The sequence below is a fragment of the Acidithiobacillus sp. TH-A67 genome, assembly GCF_057473545.1.
The window spans coordinates 57,706-82,158 of the sequence record NZ_JBYCKU010000030.1; the positions used below are offsets into that span (position 1 = coordinate 57,706).

Below are 24,453 nucleotides of genomic sequence, written 5' to 3' on the forward strand. Positions count from 1 at the left end.
TAGCTGCGTTGCCAGCCAATATCGTCGATACTACGGCAAATTTTCAGCTAGAGATGACATGGCGATGCGTTGGCAGTGGATATTCTCCGGCCTCTTCTTGCTGAGTGCGGCTGCGCAGGCCGGAATTGGCGTGGTCTTTGACGATCCTCTCTACACCGACAGTGGCTTGCCGCAGCACCCGGGACAGGCGTGGAAAGGGGTGGCGCAGCCGCTCCCAGCCCTGCCAAGCTCCCAAGACTGGCCAGCGGCGCTGGCGAACCGGACCTGGACCCTCCCTGAGCTGACCGCCTGGGCTCTGGCCCACAATCCGCAAACCGCCTCTGCCTGGGAAGCACTGCGCGCCCAGGCGGCCGCCCTGGGGATGGCGGAGAGTGCCTGGCTGCCCACTGTCACTCTCAGTACCAGTGCTTCACGTCGCCAGGCGGTATCCACCGCCGGTTTCAGCGTGCCGGCCCGTAATTCCGCTACGCCCAGTTTGAGTCTGAGCTATACCCTTTGGGACTTCGGTCTGCGCGCGGCCAAGACCGATGCCGCCCGTGCGCAGGAGTGGGTGGCGGGGTACACGCAGAATCAGACCCTGCAGACGGTGATCTTTACGGTGACCCAGGCCTATTACCAGCTTCTGGGGGACCAGGCTCTGCTAGCGGCAGATGCCAAAACAGTAGCAGAAAATCAAAAAGCCCTGGAGGCCGCCGAGGTATTGCATCAGGCGGGGCAGGCCACCATTGGCGACCTCTATCAGGCACGCGCATCCCTGGCTAGCGCTCAGTCTACGTACGCGGCGCAGGAGCAGACCGTGCGCAGTGCGGAGGGTACCCTGGCCACTAGTCTGGGCTTACCGGCCAGTAGCGTCATTCACATCAGCCCTCTCAGCCCGGATAGTCCGCCGCCAAGCGCTCTGCGCAGCGGCGTCGAGACCCTGATGCACGCCGCGGAAACGGCAAATCCCGCTTTGCAGCAGGCGCGCGCCCAGGTCGCCGTCGCCCGGGCCAATGTGCGTTCGGCCCAGGCCCAGGGCTTGCCTAGCCTTGGGGTGACAGGTTCCTACGGCTATCAGTTTCAGAGTGGTTTTCCGCCGGGCGACACCTGGAGCGTGGGCCTGACCCTGACCGTCCCGCTCTTCACCGGCTTCAACAACCACTATGCCGTGCGCGAAGCCGAGGCTACGGCGCGGCAGGATGCGGATACCCTGGCGGCGACACGCAACAGTACCATGGCCAGCATCTGGCAGGACTACCATGGCTTTCAAGGCGATCTGGCGGCCTACCCGGGTGCGTCCAGCAGCCTTGCCAACGCCCGCAAGGCCCTCGAAGTGGTCCAAGCGCAGTACAAGGTGGGGCAGGCGACCATCCAGGATGTGCTGCAGGCCGAATCCACCCTCGCCCAGTCCCGCTATACCCTCATCGCCAATCTCGTCAACAGCTACGTGGCGTTGGCACAGTTGAGTCAGGCCGTGGGCATGCCCGTAGGAGCAACACAACCGTGAAAGCACATCGCTGGGTCGCTACCGCCCTGATCCTGTTCTTGCCAGTGATCCTGACTGGCTGCCAGAAGGCCGAGCGGGGCGCGCCGCCGCCCGTGCAGGTGACACTAGTCCAGCCCAAGCTGCAGGATATGGTCCATTACGAGAGTTTTCTGGGCACGGTAACGCCCCTGCAGACGGTAACGATCATCCCGCAGACCTCGGGCCAGCTCGCCAGCCTGTCCTTTACCCAGGGAGGGATGGTTCAGCAGGGCCAGACGCTTTTCACCATCGACCCAGCCCAGGCGGCCGCCGCCCTGGCCCAGGCACGGGCCAATCTCGCCGCGGCCCAGGCCACGGCGCGCTACAACCAGACTTTGGTAGAACAGGATCGCCCCTTGGTGGAAAAGGATTTCATTACCAAGCAAAGCTTCGCGCAGGCGGTGTCCCAGGCGCAGGCGAGTCAGGCGCAGGTGGCCGCCGATGCGGCGGCCGTGCAGCAGGAAGCGATCACCCTCGGGTATACGCGCATCACCGCGCCGATCAGCGGGCGCATCGGCATGGCATTGGTCAAGCCGGGCAATCTGGTGGTGGCGAATCAGACGCAACTGGCCAGCATCAACCAGATCAGCCCCATCGGCATCAATTTCCAGATTCCCCAGAGTCTGCTGCGCGCGGCGCGCCAGGCCAAGGATCAGGCCTGGAAACTGCTCATCCAGGATGAAAAGCAAGGCAAGACCCTGGCTGCCGCCACGCTGCAGGTCATCGACAACAGTGTAGCCGCGACCTCGGCGACGGTAAGTGTGCAGGCGCAGGCGGACAATGCCAATGCAGTTCTCTGGCCCGGCGAATATGTGGAGGTCCGTCTGCCCGTACAGCGGGTAGCGCAGGCCATGACCCTGCCGGTGGCGGCGGTGCAGCAGGGAAGCAGCGGGAATTTCGTCTACCAGGCACCCAAGGGCATAGTCGAGGCAACGCCGGTGCAGGTGCTCTGGGAAGATGATCAGACAGCCGTGATTTCTGGTCTGCCAGCGAATGCCCAGATCATCGATCCAGTGCCGGCCCGGGTCTATGCTGGTGTTCACGTTTTGCTTCCTGACCAAAAGGTTGCGGGGCATACGGGGCATGGTCACCATCATGCCTGGGGTGGCGCATGAACATTTCGGCGCTGTTCATCCGCCGACGGGTGATGACCGTCATTCTCAGTCTTGCCTTGGTCATCTACGGCATCTTCGCCTTTCAGAGCCTGCCCGTGGCCCTGCTTCCCAGCGTGGATTTTCCCACGGTGCTGGTCTCCGCCAGTCTACCGGGTGCCAGTCCGCAGACCATGGCCAGCAGTGTGGCAACGCCGCTGGAGAAGCAGTTTTCCAGTATTCCGGGTTTGTCTTCGATGAGCTCGACCAGTAGCCTCGGTTCGACACGCATCATCCTACAATTCGATCTCAGCCAGAATATCGACGTCGCCACCCAGAATGTGGAAAACGCCGTTACCCAGGCGCAGCATCTTCTCCCGCCGGGCATGCCCAGCCTGCCTTTTGTGAAGCAGATGAATCCATCGGCCGCACCCGTCGAGTTCATTGCATTGACCGCGCCGGATATGCCGATCTACAAGCTCAATGCCTACGCGGTCGACAAAGTGGTGCCGGCAATTTCCGGGATTCCCGGAGTGGCGCAGGTGGAGATCTTTGGCGAACAGAACTATGCCGTACGCATCCACGCCAATCCCTTTTCTCTGCAGGCCCATGGTTTATCGCTGCAGGCCCTGAGTTCGGCGATTACCAGCCACAATGTCAATCTGCCCCAGGGCACTCTGCTGGGTACGGCACGCAACTATGCCGTCAATGTGCACGGCCAACTGCATGATGCCGAGGCCTTCAGGCAGATGCCCGTGCAGCAGAACGGCGACGCGGTGGTGCCCCTGGCCGACGTTGCTACCGTCAAAAATGGTGTCGACAACGACCAGATTGCCAGTTGGCTGGGTGGCCAGCGGGCCTTGATCCTCGCCGTGGTGCGCCAGCCCAATGCCGACACGGTGGCCATCTCCGACGCCATCCAGAAGCGCCTGCCCAGTTTTACTTCCGGCTTGCCGGGTGGCGCCAAGCTGCAAATCATCTACGACAAGGCCGACTATATCCGCGCCGCCGTGCAGGAGGTGGAGTACACCCTGCTTTTGGCATCGCTCCTGGTGGCGGGGGTGTTGTGGCTCTTCTTGCGCCGTGGCAGCCCCACCCTGATTGGTGCCCTGGCGATTCCTACCTCTATCTTTGGTACCTTTGCCGTCATCTCGTATTTGGGCTACTCCCTCAACACCCTGACCCTGCTGGCCCTGACCTTGTCCGTCGGCTTTGTGGTTGACGACGCGGTAGTCATGCTGGAAAACATCGCCCGCCATGAGGAGCAAGGGGAAGAGCCAGAGCAGGCGGCCTACGCCGGCAGTTCCGAGATCGGTTTCACGGTACTGTCGATGACGATTTCCCTGGCGGTGGTGTTTTTACCATTTCTCGTCATGGGCGGCATCATTGGCCGTCTGTTTCGGGAGTTTGGCGTCACCATCGCGGTGGTGATCCTGCTCTCTGGTCTGGTCTCCCTCACCCTCACTCCCATGCTTTGTGCCCGCTATCTGCGGGTAAAACATGCTGCGCCATCGGGCTTTGAACGCTGGTTTGCGCGGCTGCGTGCCTGGTACGGACGCAACCTGCGGACGAGTCTGGAGCATCGCGGCTGGATTTATTTGGGCGCGGGTTTGAGCCTGCTGGCCATGATCGGACTTTTCTTTCTGCTTCCCAAAGGTTTTATTCCCCGCGAGGACAGCGGGATGATCATGGGTAACCTGCAATATCCACAAGGGATTTCCTTCAGCCAACTGGAGGCCGAACAGAAGCGCGTGGCGGCAGCGGTCGGACGGAATCCCGCCATTGAATCGGTGATGTCCAGTGCCGGCCAAGGAGCGGGCGCCTTCGGCTCGTCCAATACCGGGCGTCTCATCATTCGTCTCAAGCCCTTGGGGGAGAGGCCCGGCGGTGAGACCGTCATTGCCCAGTTGCGGCGCACGGTACAACATTTTCCGGGAGTGGATGCCAGTTTCATGCTTCCTCCCGCGATCCAGATGGGACCCGTTTCTTCCCAGTCCAGCTACCAGTACACCTTGCAGAGCGAAGATCAGGACACGCTCGATGCGGCCGTCCCGAAACTGGTGGCGGCCCTACGTAAGGTTCCTGGCCTACAGGCCGTCAACAGCGACTTGCAAATAGCCAATCCGCAGATTGACGTCCATGTGCTGCATCGTCGGGCCCAGGCCTTGGGCGTAACGCCGCAAGCCATCGAGCAGGCGCTCAATTTTGCCTTCGGCGGAACCCAGGTCGGGACGATCTATGCGTCAACCAATCAGTATGAGGTCATTCTCGATCTGGAGAGGCGTTTTCAGCAGAACATCGGTGCCCTGGGAGCGATCACCTTACCGGGTACCGCCGGTCTGGTGCCGCTCTCGGCGGTGGCGAGCTTTGGTTACGGTGTCGGCCCCTTGAGTATCAGCCACTATGACGGTATTCCCAGCGTGACGGTCTCTTTCAACCTGGCGCAGGGAACCTCCATTGGGCAGGCGACGCAGACGGTGCAGAAGGTGGCCGCCCAAATTTTGCCGGCGGGAGTACAGGGCGATTTCGGTGGGTCGGCACAGGCCTTCCAGCAGTCCAGTTCTTCCTTGCCGCTCTTGCTGTTGGCCACCATAGCTTTGATCTACGCCATCCTCGCTATCCTCTACGAGGACTTTATTCATCCGCTGACCATACTGACCGCACTACCACTGGCAGGCTTTGGCGCCTTGCTGGCGCTGTGGATTTTTCATCAGGAACTCGATCTGTTCAGTTTTGTGGGGATCATCATGCTGGTGGGGCTGGTGAAAAAGAACGGCATTATTATGGTGGATTTTGCCATCCATCGGCGCCGCCAAGGGGCCTCGGCGGTGGACGCAATGGTCGATGCCTGCGTTACCCGCTTCCGCCCGATCATGATGACCAATCTGGCGGCAGTGCTGGGAATCCTGCCGATCGCCATCGGCATTGGTGCCGGGGCGGAATCGCGAGTACCGCTGGGAGTGGCAGTAGCGGGTGGCATCATTGTGTCCCAGTTCCTTACCCTCTTCGTGACGCCAGCGTTCTATGTCTTTTTCGAGGGGCTCAAGGAGCGATTTTCGCGGCGTTTCGCGCGACATCGCAGTGCTTCGCCGGCGGAGGACGCAAGTTCATAAAAACTATGCTATAAATACGGCGCCAACGAAAGGATGAGGAACTTTCATGCGCAAATTACAAGTACCGCTATTTCTTCTTGCTACAGGCCTGCTGGGTGCCTGCGCACAAATCCCGCCACCCGGGCCCAACTACACAGCGTTGGCGCAGTCGCGTGCGTCGCAGGCCGAGCAGGCAGCGCAGTTGGCCCAGGAGAGGCTCGCAGCGGTGGCGACGCAGCGAAGAGCAGCGGAGAGGCACTTTTGTTCATCCTGGAAAGCTTCCCTTGATCTGGTGCGGCGCGACGCCATCGGCTGTGTGCATGCAAGGCCGGAACAGCAAGGGGCCTGTTGGGATGCCGTTGCCAACTGGGCGGGGGCAAAGAGCGAATACTATGCCGCGCTGCAACGTCTGTTCGCCGGACACCCCTACGCCGAGCCGGCCCAGGCAGCGGGGAGTTTCTTTCAACAAGCCCAGACCTGGGCTCAGAATTGCCGTGGCAATATCCAGGCTTGTCTGCAGGAGGCCAATCAATCGTCGATGCAGGCGCAAAAAGCCGCGGTCAACCAATTTTGCGCGGCACAATCTGGCTCCCACGACTAGGACAAAGAAAAGATCTTTGTCGTTGTTTTCCCGCTGCTCTCTTGCTACTTTCGCGTTGCATTGAAAAATAATCCAAGGGAGGAAACATGCGTCAGTTTTTTAAGGATTTCAAAATCTTCTTGCAGCGCGGCAATGTCATCGATCTTGCCGTCGCCTTTGTCGTCGGTGGCGCCTTTTCCGCCATTGTCACTTCAATGGTGAAAAATATTATCATGCCGCCCATTGGCCTGGTGCTGGGAAAAGTGGACTTCAGCAACCTCTTTCTCGTGCTCCACGAGGGCAAGATCCCAGGGCCCTATCTCACTCTGGCGGCCGCCGAGAAGGCTGGTGCGGTGACCTGGAACTATGGCCTGTTCATCATGTCCATCATCAGCTTCCTGATCATCGCTTTCGTGATTTTCCTCTTGGTGCACACCATCAATCGCCTCTATCCGAAACCAGCCGCGCCAGTCACGACCAAAGACTGCCCATTTTGTGCAACCGCCATACCCTTGGCGGCCAGCCGTTGCCCCAACTGTACCTCGCAGTTGAGCTCCTGAGGGGATCTGTAGCCCGTGTCTGCTCCAGTATGGATCGTTGCTGCCTTTGTTGCCGGGGCCCTGCTGGGCGCGTTTGCGCTTTGGCTTTGGTGGCGGGGCGAGAAGCGGCTCTGTCAGTCTAAGCTTAGTGAGGTGTTGCAGGCGGAAGAATCGCTGCGACAGACGCGCGAAGAAGTCCGAACGCTCTCCAATCAGCTACAGGAAAGCCGGATTGCCTTGGCTTCTGCTGAGGCGAGTCTTGCGCAGCTAGAGCCATTGCGCGAGGAGCAAGCGCGCCTGCAGGAGGAGCTCACCCGGCAAAACGCGCGCCTGGCCGAATTACAGGAGCGCCTGCTCCAGGAACGTCGGCAAGCCGAGGAAAAACAGCAATTGCTCAGCCAGGCCGAGGAGCGCCTGCGCGAGTCCTTTGCTGTCCTTTCCGGCGCTGCCCTGCGCCGCAACAATGAAGATTTCCTGCGCTTGGCCCAGGAGAACCTCGCTCGCTTCCAAGAGCAAGCCCGGCAGGATTGGGAGGGACGGCAAACTGCTTTCGGTCAGTTTGTTGCGCCGCTGCGCGAGTCTCTGGGAAAAATGAACGAGCGCCTAGATGGCCTCGAACAGGTACGCACGGCAGCTTACAGTGCTCTGAGCGAGCAGTTGCGTGGCCTGGTACAAGATCATCTGCCGCGTTTACACCGCGAAACGGCAGCTTTGGTCAAGGCGTTGCGTCAACCTGCTGCGCGTGGCCGATGGGGCGAGCTGCAACTGCGGCGGGTGGTGGAAATGGCCGGGATGCTCGATCACTGTGATTTCGTCGAACAGGCCAGCATGCAGACCGAGCAGGGACAGCAGCGCCCCGATTTATTGGTCCATTTGCCGGGCGGCAAAGAGATCGTGGTCGATGCCAAGGCACCCCTGAATGGCTATCTGCAGGCCGTCGAGGCAGAGTCCGAGGAGGAGCGGCAGCAGTTTCTGCGTAAGCACGCGAGTGAGTTGCGTACTCATCTCAACAATTGGGACGAAAATCCTATTGGGAGGAGTTATCCAGCCCGGAGTTCGTGGTGCTCTTCCTGCCGGGGGAGGATTTCTTCAGTGCCGCCTTGCAGGTGGACCCAGCGCTCATCGAATATGGGGTAGAACAGAAGGTCCTGGTCGCCACGCCGACCACCTTGATCGCTCTGCTGCGGGCGGCCGCCTATGGCTGGCGGCAGGAGACCGTGGCGGCCAATGCCCAGGCCATCAGTGCCTTGGGCCGTGAACTGCATGATCGTTTGATCACCCTGGCAGATCATTGGGGGAAGGTGGGGAAGCAATTGCAAAGTGCGGTGCAGTCCTACAATAAGGCCTCGGCATCGCTGGAGACCCGGGTATTGGTTTCAGCGCGAAGATTTCCTGACTTGGGTGCCACGGGAGGCGAGCGGGAGATTCCACCACCGGAGCCCATAGACTCACAGGTTCGCGAATTGCAGCTACGCGAGCTGCAAACGCAGGATATTGAGCCGACCGGTTCTAGGCGCGATGGGTCGCCTGCGCCAGGGCCAGGGGAAGACTAAAGGTTACCTTTTCTTCGACGCCAGGCAGTTCCTGCGGTTGCTGTGCGCCCCAGGAGGCCAGCGTGTTGATGATCTCCTGCACCAAGGATTCGGGCGCCGAGGCTCCGGCACTGATACCAATGCTCGGGTTACCGGTAAACCATTCCTGCCGCAGCTGACTGGCATCTTCAATCAGATGCGTGGCGGTGCCAAGGCGTTGCCCCAGTTCGGCAAGGCGACTGGAGTTGGAACTGTTCGGTGCCCCGACCACCAGCAGAATATCGACCTTGGGTACGAGTTTTTTAACCGCATCCTGACGATTCTGGGTGGCATAGCAGATGTCATCTTTTTTGGGGCCCTGAATCGCGGGAAAGCGATCCCGCAGTGCCTGGATCACTTCCGCGGTATCATCCATGCTCAGGGTCGTCTGGGTGATGTACGCCAGGCGCTCGGGGTCGCGTGGCTGCAGACGCTGTACATCGGCCACATCCGAGACCAGGTACATCATGCCGGATTCAACCTGGCCCATGGTGCCTTCCACCTCCGGATGGCCGGCGTGGCCGATCAATACCATCTCCATGCCCTCCCGGCTGTATTTCTTGACCTCCATGTGCACTTTGGTCACTAGCGGGCAGGTGGCATCGAAAACTGTCAAGCCGCGCTCCTCGGCCCGCTGCCGCACGGCCAAGGGGACACCGTGAGCACTGAAGATGACTGTGGCGCCATCGGGAATCTCGTCGAGCTCTTCGACGAAAACCGCCCCGCGATTGCGCAGGTCATCCACTACATGGCGGTTGTGTACCACCTCGTGACGCACGTAGATCGGGGCACCAAAGAGCTCCAGTGCGCGATCGACGATTTGGATGGCACGATTGACACCGGCACAAAAGCCGCGCGGATTGGCTAAGAGGATATCCATCGAGTTCGGCTCCAGACAATTTTCTGCATGGTCCGGCGCAACGGCCGCGCTGTCAACCAAGATCGCCCCAGCGGGCCTGCAAAATCGCCAGCGCAGCGATGGGAGCGGTTTCCGCACGCAGGATGCGTGGCCCGCAGCGCCGCAGCAAAAACCCCCTGCTTGCGGCTGCCTGGAGTTCCTCCGGGGCCAGCCCCCCCTCCGGACCCGTCAACAGCTCCACCTGGGTCACCTGCGGACGGAGCATTGCGTTCAGCCCTTCTTCTGCGGCGCTATCAAAGACCAGGCAGCTGGGCGCATGTGGCTGTTGCAGATAGTCAGCCAGGGACAGTGCTGGCGCGAGGGTAGGCAGGCGGGTGGCCTGACTTTGTTCGGCCGCGGCGATGAGGATCTCCTGCCAACGCTTTTGCCTTTTTCCGCTTTGGGCCTCCGCCAGCGGAACCTGGCAGTAGCGGCTGTGCAGCGGTTGGATTCGCGCCGCGCCGAGTTCGGTAGCCTTTTGCAGCAACCAATCCCAGCGCTCGCCACGCAACACGGGCACCGCCAAGGTCACCGCGAGGGGGCTGGCAGTGTCGCGCAGGCTCACCTCTTCCACCGCCAAGAGCGCGGCCTTCCCTGTCACCCCGGTCAGTGTCGCGGCATACTCCCGTCCATCGCCGGTGAACAGGGTGAGCTCCTGTCCGCGACGGGCGCGCAGCACGCGCAGCAGGTGATGGCTGGGTGCTTCGGCCAGGGCAAATTCGCCCAGCTGGGGCGTGACTTCGCTGTAGAGATGGATGCGAGGCATGGCCGTATTGTGGGCGATCTGTCCTTTCTCGCAAAGATCGGGATGACCGCGACAGCACACTGATCTATCCTTGCGACATGAAAGACTTGCTGCAAATCGATGGTGACTGGATCGGACAACAGCTCCGCCGCTGTGCCGAGACCATCATCCTACCCGGCTACCAACGGGTGGCCAGTTCGCGCAAGCCAGACGGCAGCATCGTCACCAGCGCCGACATCGACAGCCAGAACTTCCTGCAGGATGCCCTGTTACGTCGCTACCCCGAGATCCCCTTGCTGGGGGAAGAAATGAGCGCTGCAGAACAGGCCGAACTGCTGCGCAGCGCAGAACTTCTCTGGTGTCTCGATCCCCTGGATGGGACCAGTAATTTTGCTGCCGGAGTGCCGGTCTTTGGCATCAGCCTGGCGCTTCTGGACAACGCTGGGCCATTACAGGCCTGGATTTACGATCCCACGCGCGAAACCCTGTTTACTGCCCGGCGCGGTGGCGGGGCCTTCGTGAATGGTACGCCTCTGCACACGCGCCAGGCCCCGAACCTGCGGGCCACGGTGGGCGTGGTGGACTACAAACGTCTGACCCGAGAGCTGGCGCTGCGTCTGCTGACCCAGCAACCGTTTCACAGCCAGCGCAATTTTGGTAGCTGCGTGCTGGAGTGGAGCTGGTTGGCGGCCGGGTACTATCACTTCTACCTGCACGGAGCACAGCAGCTTTGGGACCGCGCGGCAGGGTCGCTGATTCTGCAGGAAGCGGGCGGCCAGATGAGCACCCTGGACGGCGTAGCCCTGCCACTGCGGGATCTACAGAAGGCCTCGGTGCTGGCTACCCTGGACCCGCAGTTACACGCCGCTTGGCGGGAATATCTTGCCAACGTCAGTACGGAGTCGATCTCTCATCATTCTGTGGAGTAGGTGGCGCTGAGAGGTTTTCCTCGAGATGCGTAAACTCCGCCGTTACCCCGTCAAACTGCATCGCGGTGACGGTATGAGTACATTTGAGTCCATTGCCCCTGATTGTTTGTCAAACAGTCGAGTTCCCAAAAAGCCTCGCTTGATTTATCCTTGGGCCTATTTCTATCACCACCTGAAGGACGTCCCCTATGGCCACCATCCGCAATCTGGCTCTTAGCCTCCTCCCTGTCACCGAAACCGCAGCGCGCGCTGCCAGCAGCTGGATTGGTCGAGGCGAAAAGGAGCAGGGGGATGGTGCCGCGGTGGACGCCATGCGCGCGGCTCTCGCGCAAGTGCACATGCGCGGTACGGTGGTCATCGGTGAAGGCGAGAAAGATGAAGCCCCGATGCTTTACAACGGCGAGACCGTTGGCTCCGGCTCGGGTCCCGAAGTCGATATCGCCGTTGATCCGGTAGAAGGGACCACCTTCATGTCGTATGGCATGCCGGGTTCCATCTGCGTGCTGGCTGCCGCTCCCAAGGGCAGCATGTTCCGCCCTGGCCCGGCCTTCTATATGGACAAGCTGGTAGTGCCGGCGCCGGCGCGTGGCAAGATTGATCCGGCGGCTCCCATGAAGGACAAGTTACATGCGCTGGCCAAGGCGCTGGGCAAGGATGTCAAGGAGCTGCGCATCTTTTTGCTGAAAAAGCCGCGTCATGATGGCATGATCAAGGAAATTCAGGCCGCCGGCGCCACGGTGCGCCTGCAGACGGATGGCGACGTGAGTGGTGGCATCATGGCTGCCCTCGGCACCAAAGTGGATGCGATGATGGGTATTGGTGGCACCCCCGAGGGCGTCATCACCGCCTGTGCCGCGCGCGCCATGGGCGCCGATATGTTTGGTGCGCTGGCGCCGCAGAAGCCGGGTGAGGCAGAAGCCATCGCCGAGGCCGGGCTCAAGGTGGGTCAGTGGATTGGCCGCGATGAGCTGGTGGCCAGCGATGATGTTCTCTTTGTCGCGACCGGCCTGACCAGCGGCGATATCCTGGATGGTGTGTCCCGCTCGCATTTTTTCATCGAGAGCGAAAGTCTCGTGATCTCTGGCCATGATGGTATCCTGCGCCGGGTGCGCACCCACCAGCGGGCCGATGACTGATTTTCGATTGCCACCGGCGTGCCCATAGGTGCGTCCAGCCAAGGAGTATTTATGACCGTGACTCGTAGTGACCTCGCCAACGCCATTCGCGTCCTGACCATGGACGCGGTCCAGAAGGCCAATAGCGGCCACCCAGGGATGCCCATGGGAATGGCAGATATTGCCGAAGTGCTGTGGAATGATTTTCTGGTTCACAATCCGGCCAATCCCCATTGGCCCAACCGGGATCGCTTCATTCTCTCCAATGGCCACGGATCCATGCTCCAGTATGCGCTGCTCCATCTGAGCGGCTACGACGTCAGCATCGAGGATCTCAAGCAGTTCCGGCAATGGCACAGCAAGACCCCGGGGCACCCGGAGTACCGGGATACACCCGGCGTCGAGACGACCACTGGTCCTCTCGGGCAGGGACTGGCCAATGCAGTGGGCATGGCCCTGGCGGAGCAGTTGTTGGGGCGGCAGTTCAATCACCCGGACCATGAACTCATCAATCACTACACCTACGTGTTTTTGGGCGATGGTTGTCTGATGGAGGGGGTCTCCCATGAGGCCTGCTCTCTCGCCGGCGTCTGGGGCCTGAACAAGCTCATTGCTTTCTATGACGACAACAATATCTCCATCGACGGTCATGTCGATGACTGGTTTGGCGATGACACCCCGGCGCGCTTCGAAGCCTATGGCTGGCACGTGATCCGCAAGATCGATGGTCATGATCCCGTGGCCATCAAAAAGGCGATCGAGGAGGCGCGGGCGCAAACCAGCAAGCCGACTCTGATCTGTTGCAAGACCGTCATCGGCCATGGCTCCCCCAACAAGGCGGGAACCCATGATGTCCACGGTGCGGCCCTGGGTGCTGAAGAGGTCGCGCTGACGCGCAAGAATCTGGGCTGGACCGGTGGCGACTTCGAGGTGCCAGAGGCTATCTACCGGGGCTTTGATGCCCGGGCCAAGGGCGAGAATGCCGAAGCGGCGTGGAAGGAGCAGTTTGCCAAGTACAAATCTCTCTACCCCCAGGATGCCGCCGAGTTCCAGCGCCGGCTGGCGGGTAAGCCCAGCGCTGATTTTAGCGCGACGGTGGCCAAGCTCGTCGAGGACTTCCGCAAGGAAGCGCCCAAAATTGCGACCCGTGTGGCCTCGGGCAAGTGCATCCAGGCCCTCGCCCCGGTGGTTCCCGAATTCGTCGGTGGCTCTGCCGACCTCACCCCTTCCAACAATACCCGCTGGAAAGAGGCCCTGGATATTGGCAAGCACCGTTTGATGGGCAACTACATCCATTATGGTGTCCGCGAGTTCGGCATGTCGGCCATCATGAACGGAATGGCCCTTTATGGCGGTCTCCTGCCTTTTGGTGGCACCTTCCTGATCTTCTCGGATTACAGCCGCAATGCCATCCGCATGTCGGCCCTTATGGGATTGCGCGTCGTCTACGTCATGACCCACGACTCCATTGGTCTGGGTGAAGACGGTCCGACCCACCAGCCCATCGAGCAAGTCAACAGCCTGCGCTTGATCCCCAACCTGCATGTCTGGCGTCCCGCCGATGCAGTTGAGACTGCGATTGCCTGGGAATCCTCGGTGCGACAGGAGAAAACTCCCAGTTTGCTGGCCCTGAGTCGGCAGAATTTGCCTGCCCTGGCGCATACGGATGCCACAGTCGATGGCGCCCGTCGCGGCGGGTATGTTCTCAAGGACGCCGCCAGTGGCAAGCCTGCCGGTATCCTGATTGCCAGCGGCTCCGAAGTGGAGCTGGCGTTGGCGGCGCAGGGCAAACTGGCCGAGCAGGGCGTCGAGGTGCGCGTGGTGTCCATGCCCTGCCTGGAGCTCTTCGATGCGCAGGACGCGGCCTACCGCGAAAGCGTGCTCCCCGCTGCCCTGAGCAAGCGCTTGGCGGTTGAGGCCGGCACCACGAGTCTATGGTACAAGTACGTGGGCCTGCAGGGCGCGGTGGTCGGGATCGATCACTTCGGTGCCTCGGCCCCGGCCGCGATCCTCTTCGAGAAATTTGGCTTTACCGTGGACAACGTCGTCGCACGGTTCAAGGCTCTATAAGACTTTTATTTTAATAATCTGAGGAGTTTGCCATGAGCATTCGTGTTGGTATCAATGGGTTTGGGCGTATCGGCCGCATGGCCTTCCGAGCGATCGCCAAAGAGGCAGAGTTCCAGCATCTGGAGGTTGTTGCCATCAACGACCTCCTACCCCCTGACTACCTTGCGTATATGTTGCAGTATGATTCTGTGAATGGCCGCTTCGCTGGTGACGTACGCGTTGAGGGGAATAGCCTGATCGTCAAGGGCAAGACCATCCGCCTGACAGCAGAGAAGGACCCGGCGGAGCTCAAGTGGGGAGAGGTCGACGTGGATGTCGTCATCGAATCCACGGGCTTCTTCCTGACGACGGAGACCTGCCAGAAGCATATCGATGCTGGTGCCAAAAAGGTGGTGCAGTCGGCGCCTTCCAAGGACGATACCCCCATGTTCGTCTACGGCGTCAACCACGCCAAATATGCTGGCGAAAAGATCGTCTCTGCAGCCTCTTGCACCACCAACTGTCTGGCCCCGGTAGCCAAGGTGCTGAACGACAATTTTGGTATCAAGCGCGGACTGATGAGTACCGTGCATGCGGCCACCGCTACGCAAAAGACCGTTGACGGTCCCTCGCACAAAGACTGGCGTGGTGGCCGCGGCATCCTCGAAAACATCATCCCTTCCTCCACGGGTGCCGCCAAAGCGGTGGGTAAGGTGATCCCCGAGCTCAACAAAAAGCTCACCGGCATGGCTTTCCGGGTGCCTACCTCTGATGTTTCGGTGGTCGATCTCACCGCCGAGCTGAACAAAGAGGCGAGCTACGAGGAGGTCTGCAAGGCCATGAAGGCCGCCAGTGAGGGCGCCCTGAAGGGCGTTCTGGCTTACACCGAAGATGCTGTGGTGTCGACGGACTTCCGCGGCTTCTCCGCTCCTTCCATCTTCGACGCCAAGGCCGGCATTCAGTTGGATCCGACCTTCGTCAAGGTGGTGTCCTGGTATGACAACGAGTACGGCTACACCTGCAATATGCTGCGCTTCGTCAATCACGTGGCAAGCCACTGAGGCGGAGGTAGCCCATGCAGATCCTGACCTTTGCGGAAGTATGCAAGCGCGGTGACGCGCAGGGGAAGCGCGTCTTCATTCGTGCCGACCTCAACGTCCCGCTCAACGATGCTGGGGAAATCACCGAGGATACCCGGGTACGGGCCTCGGTACCGGCGGTGCAAATGGCGCTGGACGCAGGTGCGGCAGTGATGATCACTTCGCACCTCGGGCGGCCGACGGAAGGCGAATTCCATGCACGGGACTCCCTGGCGCCGGTGGCGAAACGCCTGTCCGAGTTGCTCGGCAAGCCGGTACGTCTGGAACAGAACTGGGTGGATGGTGGCTTTGCTCTGCATCCGGGTGACGTCGTCATGCTGGAGAATTGCCGCCTGAACAAGGGCGAGAAGAAGAACGACGATGCCTTGGCACAGAAATATGCCAAGCTCTGCGACATCTTCGTTCACGACGCCTTTGGCACCGCCCATCGCGCGGAAGCCAGCACCTACGGTATCGCCAAGTACGCACCGATTGCCTGTGCTGGTCCCCTCCTGGCGGCGGAAATCGAGGCCATCAACCGTGCCCTTGCCAATCCCAAGCGGCCTTTGGTGGCCATCGTTGCCGGTTCCAAGGTCTCGACCAAGCTCACCATCTTGCAGAGCCTCGCGGACAAAGTCGATGGCCTGATTGTGGGCGGGGGTATTGCCAATACCTTCCTGCTTGCCGCCGGTTTGCCCATTGGCAAGAGCCTGGCGGAGCCCGATCTCATCGACGAGGCCAAAAAGGTCATCGCCAAGATGAAGGCGCGCGGTGCGGAAGTGCCGATCCCTGTCGACGTGGTGGTTGCAGATCGCTTTGCCGCTGATGCCAAGGCTACGGTCAAGGCCGCTACGGACGTCGGCGCTGACGACATGATTTTGGACATTGGGCCGAAGACGGCTGCTCAGCTTGCCGATCAGCTCATGAAGGCCGGTACGATCGTGTGGAATGGCCCGGTGGGCGTGTTTGAGTTCGATGCTTTCGCCAGCGGTACCAAGGCCATTGCCGAGGCCATTGCGGCTAGCGATGGTTTCTCCATCGCCGGTGGTGGCGATACCTTGGCCGCAATTGCCAAGTATGACATTGCCGATCGCGTCGGTTACATCTCTACCGGTGGTGGCGCATTCCTTGAAGTGCTTGAGGGGAAGACCCTGCCGGCTTTCGAGATTTTAGAGGCTCGTGCCCGGGGGTAGGCCCATATGATTCGCCGCACCAAGATTGTTGCGACGTTAGGACCGGCGAGCAGCTCCGCCGAGGTCATCGACCGATTGATCGAGGCGGGCCTGGATGTCGTGCGCCTCAATTTCTCCCACGGCACGGCTGAGGGGCACCAGCGCACGGCGGAGCTGGTGCGGGAACGGGCACGGGCCCATGGCCGTGCCATCGGTGTTCTCGCTGATCTGCAGGGACCGAAGATCCGCATCGGCAAGTTTGCCGAGGGCAAGATCCAGTTACGCGAGGGGGACCCGTTCATCCTCGATGTCCACTGCGAACTTGGTGATCAGACTCGGGTGGGAGTGACTTATCCGCAGCTCGTCAAGGATGTCGAGCGCGGCGCGACCTTGCTGCTCAACGACGGCATGATCGTGCTCTGGGTGGACAAGGTGCAGGGCAACGAAATCCACACTCGCGTGGTGCAGGGTGGCGAGCTCTCCAACAACAAGGGCATCAACCGGGCGGGCGGTGGGCTGACCGCTCCCGCCCTCACCGACAAGGATCGGCAGGACATCATTACCGCGGCGCAGCTGGAGGCGGATTATCTTGCGGTCTCCTTTCCGCGCAGTGGCGCCGACATGGACGAGGCGCGGCGGCTATTTCGGGAAGCCGGTGGTCATGGCGCCCTGGTGGCCAAGATCGAACGCGCCGAGGCGGTGGAGGCCATCGAGGACATTCTGAAGGCTTCCGAGGCGGTGATGGTCGCCCGTGGAGACCTCGGCGTCGAAATCGGGGATGCCGCGGTGCCGCCAGTGCAGAAGCGCATCATCGCCATGGCACATCGCTATCATCGCATCACCATCACCGCAACGCAGATGATGGAGTCGATGATCCATCAGCCGATTCCGACGCGGGCAGAAGTATCCGATGTTGCCAATGCCGTCCTCGATGGTACGGACGCGGTTATGCTCTCTGCCGAGACGGCCTCCGGTCAGTATCCTGTGGAGGCGGTGGCGGCCATGGCACGGACCTGCCTCGAAGTCGAGCGGCAGATGCCCTGTGATGTCGATGAACCGTTCTTCGATCGTACCCTGGAGCGGGTGGACGAGACCATTGCTGCCGCCGCTATCCTCGCCACCCAACGCGCGCCAATTGCGGCCATTGCCGCCTTCACTGAGAGCGGCTCGACGGCATTGTGGCTGTCGCGCGCGGACTCGCGGGTGCCGATCTATGCGCTCACACCGCAAGTGTATACGCGGCGCAAGGTGACCCTGTATCGTGGGGTACATCCGGTCAATTTCCCGCAGAGTCGTCACGATGATCCCTTGCAGGTCATGCGCTCGGCGGAAGATGAGTTGCGCCGCCGCGGGGTCGTGCGGGATGGCGATTTGATCCTGATTACCATCGGTGAGCCGATTGGTGCGCCGGGTGGGACGAATACCCTGAAGCTGGTGCGCGTGGGCGCGGCCAGCCAGATTTGAACCGCAATTGTTTTTTCTACTGCTAGTGAGGTAACAGCGATGGCAATGGTATCTATGCGGCAACTGCTCGATCACGCCGCCGAGCACGGATATGGCATTCCTGCCTTTAACGTCAACAACTTGGAGCAGGTGCGCGCGATCATGGAAGCGGCGGCTGCCGTCGACGCGCCGGTCATCCTGCAGGCCTCGGCAGGTGCCCGTAAATATGCGGGTGAGCCCTTCCTGCGGCATCTGATCCTGGCGGCAGTCGAGGAGTATCCGGACATTCCTGTGGTGCTGCATCAGGACCACGGCGCCAGCCCCGCCGTCTGCATCCAGGCCATCCGTTCTGGCTTCACCAGCGTCATGATGGACGGCTCCCTGCTGGAAGACGCCAAGACCCCAGCCAGCTATGACTACAATGTCGCGGTGACCGCCAAAGTGGTGGAAATGGCGCATGCCGTGGGTGTGACCGTCGAAGGCGAGCTGGGTTGTCTGGGCTCCCTGGAAACCGGTATGGCCGGTGAAGAGGATGGCGTCGGCGCCGAGGGTTGCCTGAGCCATGACCAGCTCCTCACCGATCCGGAAGAGGCTGCGCAGTTCGTCAAATCGACCAAACTGGATGCCCTGGCCATCGCCATCGGTACCAGTCACGGCGCCTACAAGTTCACCCAGCCACCGACCGGTAAGATCCTGCGCATCGACCGCATCAAGGAGATCCACGAGCGTATTCCCGACACCCACCTGGTGATGCACGGCTCCAGCTCGGTGCCGCAGGACTGGCTGAAGATCATTCATGAGTTTGGTGGCGACATCGGTGAGACCTATGGCGTGCCCGTGGAAGAGATTCAGGAAGGCATCAAGTATGGCGTGCGCAAGGTCAACATCGATACCGATCTGCGTCTGGCCGCGACCGGTGCGGTGCGCCAGAGCCTGTACAAGAACCCCAAGAACTTCGATCCGCGCAAGTTCCTCAGCGCCTCTCTGGACGCCATGCGCGACATCTGCAAAGCGCGCTACGAGGCCTTTGGTTCTGCCGGTCAGGCCAGCAAGATCAAGGCGATCCCTATGGATACCATGGTTAAGAAGTACAAGGCGGGTGATCTCGATCCGCGGGTCAAGGGCGTCTAAGCCTTTTCGTCCCTCTGCCGCCTGCGGGTGGCATGCTATGTTGGGGCGCCTCCGGGCGCTCCAGCCGTTTTGCAAGGAGCCGTATTATGCCTCAGTACAAGATTTCCCCCTCGATCCTGTCAGCCGACTTCGCCTGTCTGGGTGAGGAAGTGCGCGCGGTGGACGAGGCTGGCGCCGATTACATCCACGTCGATGTGATGGACAACCACTTTGTTCCCAACCTGACCATCGGACCGCTGGTGGCGGCGGCGATCAAGCCGCATACCCAGAAGCCGCTCGATGTCCATCTGATGATTTCGCCGGTGGACGCCATCATTCCGGAGTTTGCCAAGGCCGGTGCGGACATCATCACCGTGCATCCGGAGGGGACCATCCACCTAGATCGCACCATCCAGCTCATCCACAGTGTCGGGTGCAAGGCCGGTGTCTCGCTGAACCCGGCAACGCCCCTGGAACTGCTCGATTACGTGCTCGAAAGCATCGACTTGGTGCTGGTGATGAGCGTCAACCCAGGATTTGGCGGGCAGAGCTTCATCGACTACAGCCTGCGCAAGATCGAAGCCATCCGCAAACGGATCGACGCTACCGGCAAGGCCATCGAGCTGGAAGTTGATGGTGGCGTGAAGGTGAACAACGTGCGACAGGTGGCCGACGCTGGTGCCGATGTCTTTGTCGCTGGCAGTGCCATCTACAATACCCCGGATTACAAGGCCACCATCGCTGCCTTCCGGGCGGCGCTGGCAGGCTGAGGGCTTGCGGATGCGCCAGGCAAACTTCGCCGCAGATATCGTGCTGATCGATCTCGATGGCACCCTCATCGATACGGCCCCGGATCTTGCCGGGGCGGTCAATCACGTCCTGCACAGCTTGGGGCGGGAGCCGGCAGCCATGCCCGTCATCCGCGGATTTATTGGCAATGGTGTGCGGGAGCTGATGCGGCGGGCCCTGGCCATTCAGGTGGAGCCCAGTGAGGCCGAGCTCGACGCCGCCATGCGGGAGTTTTCTGCGTATTATGGCGCGCACCTGACTACCCATAGTGTCGTGTACCCGGGGGTAGAGGATGCTCTTCGGACCCTGCGGGAACAGCAGCGCAAACTGGTTTGCATCACCAACAAGGCGGGGCAGTTTACCGCTCCGTTGCTCGAGCGTCTGGGGTTGCGCGACTATTTTGACCTGGTTCTGTCGGGTGACAGCCTGCCGCGTAAAAAGCCGGACCCCCTGCCCCTTCTGCACGCGGCGGAGCATTTTGGCGTGGGGCCGGACAGTGGCCTGCTGGTTGGGGACTCGATCAACGACACCCAGGCCGCCCGTGCCGCCGGGATGCCGGTCGTGGCGGTCAGTTATGGCTACCGCGGCGATATGCCGCTGGCAGACTTGGCAGCCGATGCCGTTATCGATACACTGCCGCAACTGCTCCCCCTATTGCGGTAGCAACGGTTTGGAATTTCTGGTGCTATGAAACCTCTCGGGTACGCGACGAAAGTTTGGCGATGGCGCGGCTGCTGATTGCAGGCGGTCTGTGATTTTCATTGCCAAATTTCGAGGTGACCCGTGCTGAGTGCCGAGCGTTTTCAGTCCCTGACCCGTGAGGGCTACAACCGTATTCCCCTGAGTCGCGAGATCCCTGCCGATCTCGATACTCCCCTCTCCGCGTTTCTCAAAGTCGTCGATGGACCCTATGCCTACCTTTTCGAGTCGGTGCAGGGCGGCGAAAAATGGGGGCGCTATTCCATCATTGGCTTGCCCGCGCGGGAACGTATCGAGATCCGCGGACAGCGAGTCCAGCGCTTCGTCGACGGGGTCTTGCAGGAAGAATGCCGTCATCCAGATCCCCTCGTCTGGGTCAGCGAGTTCCGGCAGCGCTTCCGCGCGGCGCCTGCGGACGATCTCGCCGACCGCTTTACCGGCGGTCTGGTGGGCTATTTTGGCTACGACATCGTCCGCTATATCGAACCGCGCTTGGCGCGGGTGGAACCCCTGCCCGATCCCCTCGACCTCCCCGAGATCCAGCTGCTGGTGGCTGACGAGATCCTGCTCTTCGACAATCTGCGCGGTACCCTGCGACTTCTGCTGCAACTCGATCCGCAACGTCCCGATGCCTATAGCGCGGGGCAGGCTCGCCTCGCCGAGCTGGAGGAACGACTGCGTGGTCCGCTGCCAGCAGCGAGCCAGACGCAGCGGCGTGGGCGAGTGGACGAAGAAGACTTCGAGGCAAGCTTCAGCCGCGCGGGCTACATGGCCGCCGTGGAGCGGATTCGCGAATACATTGGCGCCGGCGATGTGATGCAGGTCGTGCCCTCGCAGCGCCTGTCGATCCCCTTCACCGCACCGCCGCTGGATCTCTACCGCGCCCTGCGCCGCATCAATCCCTCGCCCTATCTGTTCTATGTGGATTTGGGGCGCACGCAGCTGGTGGGTTCCTCGCCGGAAATCCTGGTGCGCGTGGAGGATGGCGAGGTCACCGTGCGGCCCATTGCCGGCACGCGCCCGCGCGGCAAGACGGCAAAAGCCGACCAGACCCTGGAAGAAGAACTGCTGGCGGATCCCAAGGAGCGTGCCGAGCACCTGATGCTCATCGATCTCGCCCGTAACGACGTGGGCCGGATTGCCAGTACCGGCACTGTGCAGCTGACTGATTCTTTTGCCATCGAACGCTACTCCCATGTCATGCACATCGTCTCGCAGGTCACCGGTCGTCTGCGCCCCGGACTCGATGCCATGGATGCCCTGCGCGCTACCTTTCCGGCCGGGACGGTATCCGGTGCCCCCAAGATCCGTGCCATGGAGATCATCCGCGAGCTGGAGCCGGTGGCACGTGGGGTCTATGCCGGCGCCGTCGGGTACTGGGGCTGGAATGGCAATATGGATACCTGCATTGCTATCCGCACGGCAGTGGTACAGGACGGGCAGCTACACATCCAGGCCGGTGGCGGGATCGTGGCCGATTCCGAGCCTGCCGCCGAGTGGGAAGAGACCCTGAACAAGCGCCGTGCCATGTTTCGCGCCGTGGATATGGCCGAGAACGGCCTCGATCCCGAGGGGAGATAAGCCGATGCTGCTCATGATCGATAATTACGACAGCTTTACCTACAACCTGGTGCAGTATTTCGGCGAGCTTGGCGCCGAGGTGCGGGTGGAACGCAATGATGCCATCGACTTGGCGGCCATCGCCGCTCTGGCACCCGAGCGCATCTGTATCTCACCGGGGCCGTGCACGCCCAACGAGGCGGGCGTGTCTCTCGCTGCCATCCGCGAATTTGCCGGCAAGGTTCCCATCCTCGGGGTCTGTCTGGGTCACCAGGCAATCGGCCAGGCCTTTGGTGGCGAGGTCGTGCGCGCGCAGCAGGTGATGCACGGCAAGACCTCTCCCATCCACCATCGCGGGCAGGGCGTTTTTGCCGGCTTGCCCGATCCGTTTACGGCAACCCGCTACCATTCCCTGATCGTTGCCAGAAACACCTTGCCCGACTGTCTGGAGGTGACGGCGTGGACCGCCGAGGGTGAGATCATGGGCCTGCGCCATCGCGAGCTGCCAGTGGAAGGGGTGCAGTTCCATCCCGAATCCATCCTCAGCAGCCACGGCAAGGAGCTTCTGCGCAATTTCCTGGAGAAGGGACGATGAGAGCGATCCGGGAAATCCTGCAGGGGATCATTGCGGGACAGGACCTTTCGGCGCGGGAGGCAGAAGAGGCCTTCGCGGCCATCATGCGCGGTGAGTGGACCCCGGCGCAGTTGGGGGCCCTGCTCATGGGTCTGCGCATGAAGGGGCAGCGGGTGGAGGAGCTGGTGGGCGCGACGCGTGCACTGCGCGCCTTCATGACCCGTGTCGAGGTCGATGGCAGTCACCTGGTGGATACCTGCGGCACCGGCGGCGATGCCTGCGGCACCTTCAATATCTCCACGGCCGCCGCGGTGGTGGCCGCTGCGGCCGGGGCGCGGGTGGCCAAACATGGCAACCGCGCGGTATCGGGGCGCAGTGGCAGCGCCGATGTGCTGGAGGCCGTTGGTCTCAACCTGGATCTGCGCCCCGCGCAGGTAGCGGCCTGTATCGCTAGTGTTGGCATCGGTTTCTTGTTCGCCCCCGCCCATCATGGTGCCATGCGTCACGCGGTCGGTCCACGCAAAGAGCTGGGCATTCGCTCCCTCTTCAATCTCATGGGTCCGCTGAGCAACCCGGCTGGTGCCTCGCATCAGGTCCTCGGGGTGTATAGCGAGGCTTGGCTGACCCCCCTGGCCGAAGCGGCGCGGGAGTTGGGCGCGCGCCACGTGCTGGTGGTACATGGCCACGACGGGCTTGACGAAATCAGCCTCTCCGGCCCCACGGAAGTGGCGGAGTTGCGCGCCGGTGAGGTACATCGCTACCGTCTGCAACCGTCGGAATTCGGACTGCAGCCGGCGCCGCTGGCGGCGCTGCAGATCGCCGATGTGAAGGAGGCGGCGCAGGTATTCCTGGCGGTTTTGCGCAACGAGCCCGGGCCGCGCCGCGACATCGTCCTCCTCAATGCCGGGGCGGCCCTCTACGCGGCCGATGTGGTTCCCGATCTGGCAACGGGTGTCCAGCGCGCGCGCGCGGCGATGGATAATGGCGCCGCCTGGGCGAAATGGGAGGCCCTACTGCAATGCGCTCGCGAGCTTTGAGGAGCCGCAAAATCTGAGGAAATATGGAAGACATACTGCAAAAAATCCTGGCGGAAAAACGCCACGAGCTGGCGCGGCGGCAAAAGCGTCTGCCGCTCGCCGATCTCGAGTCGGCGGCGCGTCTGGCCTCGCCGCCACGGCCCTTTGCGCAGGCTTTGTTGGACCGGGCAGGGACGGGCAAGGCCGCGGTCATTGCCGAGATCAAGAAGGCCTCGCCCTCGGCAGGGGTCATTCGCGAGGACTTCAACCCGGTGGAAATCGCCCGCGACTACGCTGCGCATGGTGCCACTTGCCTCTCGGTGCTCACCGATGAGTCCTTCTTCCAGGGCAGCGACAGCTATCTGACGGCGGCGCGCGAGGCCTGTGCGCTGCCACTGCTGCGCAAGGATTTTCTCATCGATCCCTATCAGGTCTGGGAGGCGCGGGCCATCGGTGCGGATGCGATCCTGCTCATCGTGGCGGCGCTATCCGATGCGCAGATGGCGGAGCTGGAGGCCTGTGCCCTGGAGCTCGGGATGAGCGTATTGGTCGAGTCGCACGATGCCGCAGAGCTGGACCGCGCCTTGTGCCTGCGGACCCCCCTGATGGGGATCAACAATCGCGACTTGCGGACTTTCGTTACCGATATCCAGCGCAGCATCGAACTCTTGCCGCAAATTCCGGCGGGGCGACTGCTGATCAGCGAAAGCGGTATCCGCCAGCCGGCGGACGTGCAAACCCTGCGCCGCGCAGGTATTCATGCCTTCCTCGTGGGCGAGGGACTGATGCGCGCACCGAACCCGGGCCAGGCACTGCAGGAGCTTTTTGCAGGCGATTAACCTGGTCCTTCTCTCGGAACACGAAGCCTACGGCGTAATGTCGGCGGCCGACTGCAGCA

The 24,453-nt window shown here is 61.6% G+C and carries 20 protein-coding genes and 1 pseudogene; 19 read left to right on the top strand and 2 right to left on the bottom strand.

Features of this window, described 5'->3' with window-relative positions; genetic code table 11:
* Positions 1-58 precede the first annotated feature (58 nt).
* From AC2VNM_RS04185 to AC2VNM_RS04210, 6 genes and pseudogenes are all read left to right on the top strand, one after another.
* Positions 59-1,486, top strand: coding sequence for a TolC family protein (locus AC2VNM_RS04185; protein ID WP_483166936.1), 1,428 nt, complete (start codon positions 59-61; stop codon positions 1,484-1,486).
* Positions 1,483-2,619 carry an efflux RND transporter periplasmic adaptor subunit gene (locus AC2VNM_RS04190; protein WP_483166935.1) on the top strand — a complete coding sequence of 379 codons (1,137 nt, stop codon included), beginning with the start codon at positions 1,483-1,485 and terminating at the stop codon, positions 2,617-2,619. Before AC2VNM_RS04185 ends, AC2VNM_RS04190 begins: the two co-directional genes overlap by 4 nt.
* Positions 2,616-5,708 (top strand): efflux RND transporter permease subunit, encoded by a 3,093-nt coding sequence (locus tag AC2VNM_RS04195; protein ID WP_483166934.1) that lies wholly within the window; start codon positions 2,616-2,618, stop codon positions 5,706-5,708. The genes AC2VNM_RS04190 and AC2VNM_RS04195 overlap by 4 nt, the downstream gene beginning before the upstream one ends.
* Positions 5,709-5,754: 46 nt before the next feature.
* A complete protein-coding gene (locus tag AC2VNM_RS04200; protein WP_483166933.1) occupies positions 5,755-6,288 on the top strand; it encodes a hypothetical protein in 534 nt (177 codons plus the stop codon).
* An 86-nt stretch (positions 6,289-6,374) separates the two neighbouring features.
* A complete protein-coding gene (mscL, locus tag AC2VNM_RS04205; RefSeq protein ID WP_483189933.1) occupies positions 6,375-6,827 on the top strand; it encodes a large conductance mechanosensitive channel protein MscL in 453 nt (150 codons plus the stop codon).
* A 570-nt stretch (positions 6,828-7,397) separates the two neighbouring features.
* A pseudogene (locus AC2VNM_RS04210) lies at positions 7,398-8,359 on the top strand (DNA recombination protein RmuC).
* Here AC2VNM_RS04210 and ispH read toward each other — a convergent pair.
* Positions 8,316-9,257 (bottom strand): 4-hydroxy-3-methylbut-2-enyl diphosphate reductase, encoded by a 942-nt coding sequence (gene ispH, locus AC2VNM_RS04215; RefSeq protein WP_483166946.1) that lies wholly within the window; start codon positions 9,255-9,257, stop codon positions 8,316-8,318. The pseudogene AC2VNM_RS04210 and the gene ispH sit on opposite strands and share 44 nt — an antisense overlap.
* 52 nt (positions 9,258-9,309) lie before the next feature.
* Complete coding sequence (locus tag AC2VNM_RS04220) at positions 9,310-10,101, bottom strand: 16S rRNA (uracil(1498)-N(3))-methyltransferase (RefSeq protein WP_483189935.1); 792 nt, start codon at positions 10,099-10,101, stop codon at positions 9,310-9,312.
* Positions 10,102-10,118: 17 nt separating this feature from the next.
* On the opposite strand from AC2VNM_RS04220, the gene AC2VNM_RS04225 reads away from it, so the two are divergent.
* From AC2VNM_RS04225 to trpC, 13 genes are all read left to right on the top strand, one after another.
* The gene (locus AC2VNM_RS04225) at positions 10,119-10,949 is read left to right on the top strand and encodes an inositol monophosphatase family protein (RefSeq protein WP_483189936.1); all 831 of its coding nucleotides are present in this window, start codon (positions 10,119-10,121) and stop codon (positions 10,947-10,949) included.
* A 188-nt stretch (positions 10,950-11,137) separates the two neighbouring features.
* Complete coding sequence (gene glpX, locus AC2VNM_RS04230; protein ID WP_483167070.1) at positions 11,138-12,085, top strand: class II fructose-bisphosphatase; 948 nt, start codon at positions 11,138-11,140, stop codon at positions 12,083-12,085.
* A 51-nt stretch (positions 12,086-12,136) separates the two neighbouring features.
* Entirely contained in the window at positions 12,137-14,134 is a 1,998-nt protein-coding gene (tkt, locus tag AC2VNM_RS04235; protein ID WP_483189937.1) for a transketolase, read from the top strand.
* Between the two features lie 32 nt (positions 14,135-14,166).
* A complete protein-coding gene (gene gap, locus AC2VNM_RS04240; RefSeq protein WP_483167068.1) occupies positions 14,167-15,174 on the top strand; it encodes a type I glyceraldehyde-3-phosphate dehydrogenase in 1,008 nt (335 codons plus the stop codon).
* Positions 15,175-15,188: 14 nt separating this feature from the next.
* Positions 15,189-16,385, top strand: coding sequence for a phosphoglycerate kinase (locus AC2VNM_RS04245; protein WP_483189938.1), 1,197 nt, complete (start codon positions 15,189-15,191; stop codon positions 16,383-16,385).
* A 6-nt stretch (positions 16,386-16,391) separates the two neighbouring features.
* Complete coding sequence (pyk, locus tag AC2VNM_RS04250; RefSeq protein WP_483167066.1) at positions 16,392-17,828, top strand: pyruvate kinase; 1,437 nt, start codon at positions 16,392-16,394, stop codon at positions 17,826-17,828.
* A 39-nt stretch (positions 17,829-17,867) separates the two neighbouring features.
* Positions 17,868-18,938, top strand: a complete 1,071-nt coding sequence (fba, locus tag AC2VNM_RS04255) for a class II fructose-bisphosphate aldolase (RefSeq protein ID WP_483167303.1) — start codon at positions 17,868-17,870, stop codon at positions 18,936-18,938.
* A gap of 86 nt (positions 18,939-19,024) precedes the next feature.
* The gene (gene rpe / locus AC2VNM_RS04260; protein WP_483189939.1) at positions 19,025-19,687 is read left to right on the top strand and encodes a ribulose-phosphate 3-epimerase; all 663 of its coding nucleotides are present in this window, start codon (positions 19,025-19,027) and stop codon (positions 19,685-19,687) included.
* 10 nt (positions 19,688-19,697) lie between these two features.
* Entirely contained in the window at positions 19,698-20,369 is a 672-nt protein-coding gene (locus AC2VNM_RS04265; RefSeq protein WP_483166224.1) for a phosphoglycolate phosphatase, read from the top strand.
* Between the two features lie 120 nt (positions 20,370-20,489).
* Complete coding sequence (gene trpE, locus AC2VNM_RS04270) at positions 20,490-21,986, top strand: anthranilate synthase component I (RefSeq protein WP_483166223.1); 1,497 nt, start codon at positions 20,490-20,492, stop codon at positions 21,984-21,986.
* Positions 21,987-21,990: 4 nt separating this feature from the next.
* Positions 21,991-22,560 carry an aminodeoxychorismate/anthranilate synthase component II gene (pabA, locus tag AC2VNM_RS04275; protein ID WP_483166222.1) on the top strand — a complete coding sequence of 190 codons (570 nt, stop codon included), beginning with the start codon at positions 21,991-21,993 and terminating at the stop codon, positions 22,558-22,560.
* Complete coding sequence (trpD, locus tag AC2VNM_RS04280; protein ID WP_483189949.1) at positions 22,557-23,576, top strand: anthranilate phosphoribosyltransferase; 1,020 nt, start codon at positions 22,557-22,559, stop codon at positions 23,574-23,576. The genes pabA and trpD overlap by 4 nt, the downstream gene beginning before the upstream one ends.
* 23 nt (positions 23,577-23,599) lie before the next feature.
* The gene (trpC, locus tag AC2VNM_RS04285) at positions 23,600-24,394 is read left to right on the top strand and encodes an indole-3-glycerol phosphate synthase TrpC (protein ID WP_483189950.1); all 795 of its coding nucleotides are present in this window, start codon (positions 23,600-23,602) and stop codon (positions 24,392-24,394) included.
* Positions 24,395-24,453 lie beyond the last annotated feature (59 nt).

What these genes read in the sequence shown, in the direction of transcription:
- AC2VNM_RS04185 (WP_483166936.1), top strand. Translation starts at nt 59, where the DNA reads ATGGCGATGCGTTGGCAGTGGATATTCTCCGGCCTCTTCTTGCTGAGT.
- pabA (WP_483166222.1), top strand. Translation starts at nt 21,991, where the DNA reads ATGCTGCTCATGATCGATAATTACGACAGCTTTACCTACAACCTGGTG.
- gap (WP_483167068.1), top strand. Translation starts at nt 14,167, where the DNA reads ATGAGCATTCGTGTTGGTATCAATGGGTTTGGGCGTATCGGCCGCATG.
- tkt (WP_483189937.1), top strand. Translation starts at nt 12,137, where the DNA reads ATGACCGTGACTCGTAGTGACCTCGCCAACGCCATTCGCGTCCTGACC.
- AC2VNM_RS04225 (WP_483189936.1), top strand. Translation starts at nt 10,119, where the DNA reads ATGAAAGACTTGCTGCAAATCGATGGTGACTGGATCGGACAACAGCTC.
- fba (WP_483167303.1), top strand. Translation starts at nt 17,868, where the DNA reads ATGGCAATGGTATCTATGCGGCAACTGCTCGATCACGCCGCCGAGCAC.
- AC2VNM_RS04195 (WP_483166934.1), top strand. Translation starts at nt 2,616, where the DNA reads ATGAACATTTCGGCGCTGTTCATCCGCCGACGGGTGATGACCGTCATT.
- rpe (WP_483189939.1), top strand. Translation starts at nt 19,025, where the DNA reads ATGCCTCAGTACAAGATTTCCCCCTCGATCCTGTCAGCCGACTTCGCC.
- glpX (WP_483167070.1), top strand. Translation starts at nt 11,138, where the DNA reads ATGGCCACCATCCGCAATCTGGCTCTTAGCCTCCTCCCTGTCACCGAA.
- AC2VNM_RS04265 (WP_483166224.1), top strand. Translation starts at nt 19,698, where the DNA reads ATGCGCCAGGCAAACTTCGCCGCAGATATCGTGCTGATCGATCTCGAT.
- pyk (WP_483167066.1), top strand. Translation starts at nt 16,392, where the DNA reads ATGATTCGCCGCACCAAGATTGTTGCGACGTTAGGACCGGCGAGCAGC.
- trpD (WP_483189949.1), top strand. Translation starts at nt 22,557, where the DNA reads ATGAGAGCGATCCGGGAAATCCTGCAGGGGATCATTGCGGGACAGGAC.
- AC2VNM_RS04200 (WP_483166933.1), top strand. Translation starts at nt 5,755, where the DNA reads ATGCGCAAATTACAAGTACCGCTATTTCTTCTTGCTACAGGCCTGCTG.
- ispH (WP_483166946.1), bottom strand. Translation starts at nt 9,257, where the DNA reads ATGGATATCCTCTTAGCCAATCCGCGCGGCTTTTGTGCCGGTGTCAAT.
- trpC (WP_483189950.1), top strand. Translation starts at nt 23,600, where the DNA reads ATGGAAGACATACTGCAAAAAATCCTGGCGGAAAAACGCCACGAGCTG.
- AC2VNM_RS04245 (WP_483189938.1), top strand. Translation starts at nt 15,189, where the DNA reads ATGCAGATCCTGACCTTTGCGGAAGTATGCAAGCGCGGTGACGCGCAG.
- mscL (WP_483189933.1), top strand. Translation starts at nt 6,375, where the DNA reads ATGCGTCAGTTTTTTAAGGATTTCAAAATCTTCTTGCAGCGCGGCAAT.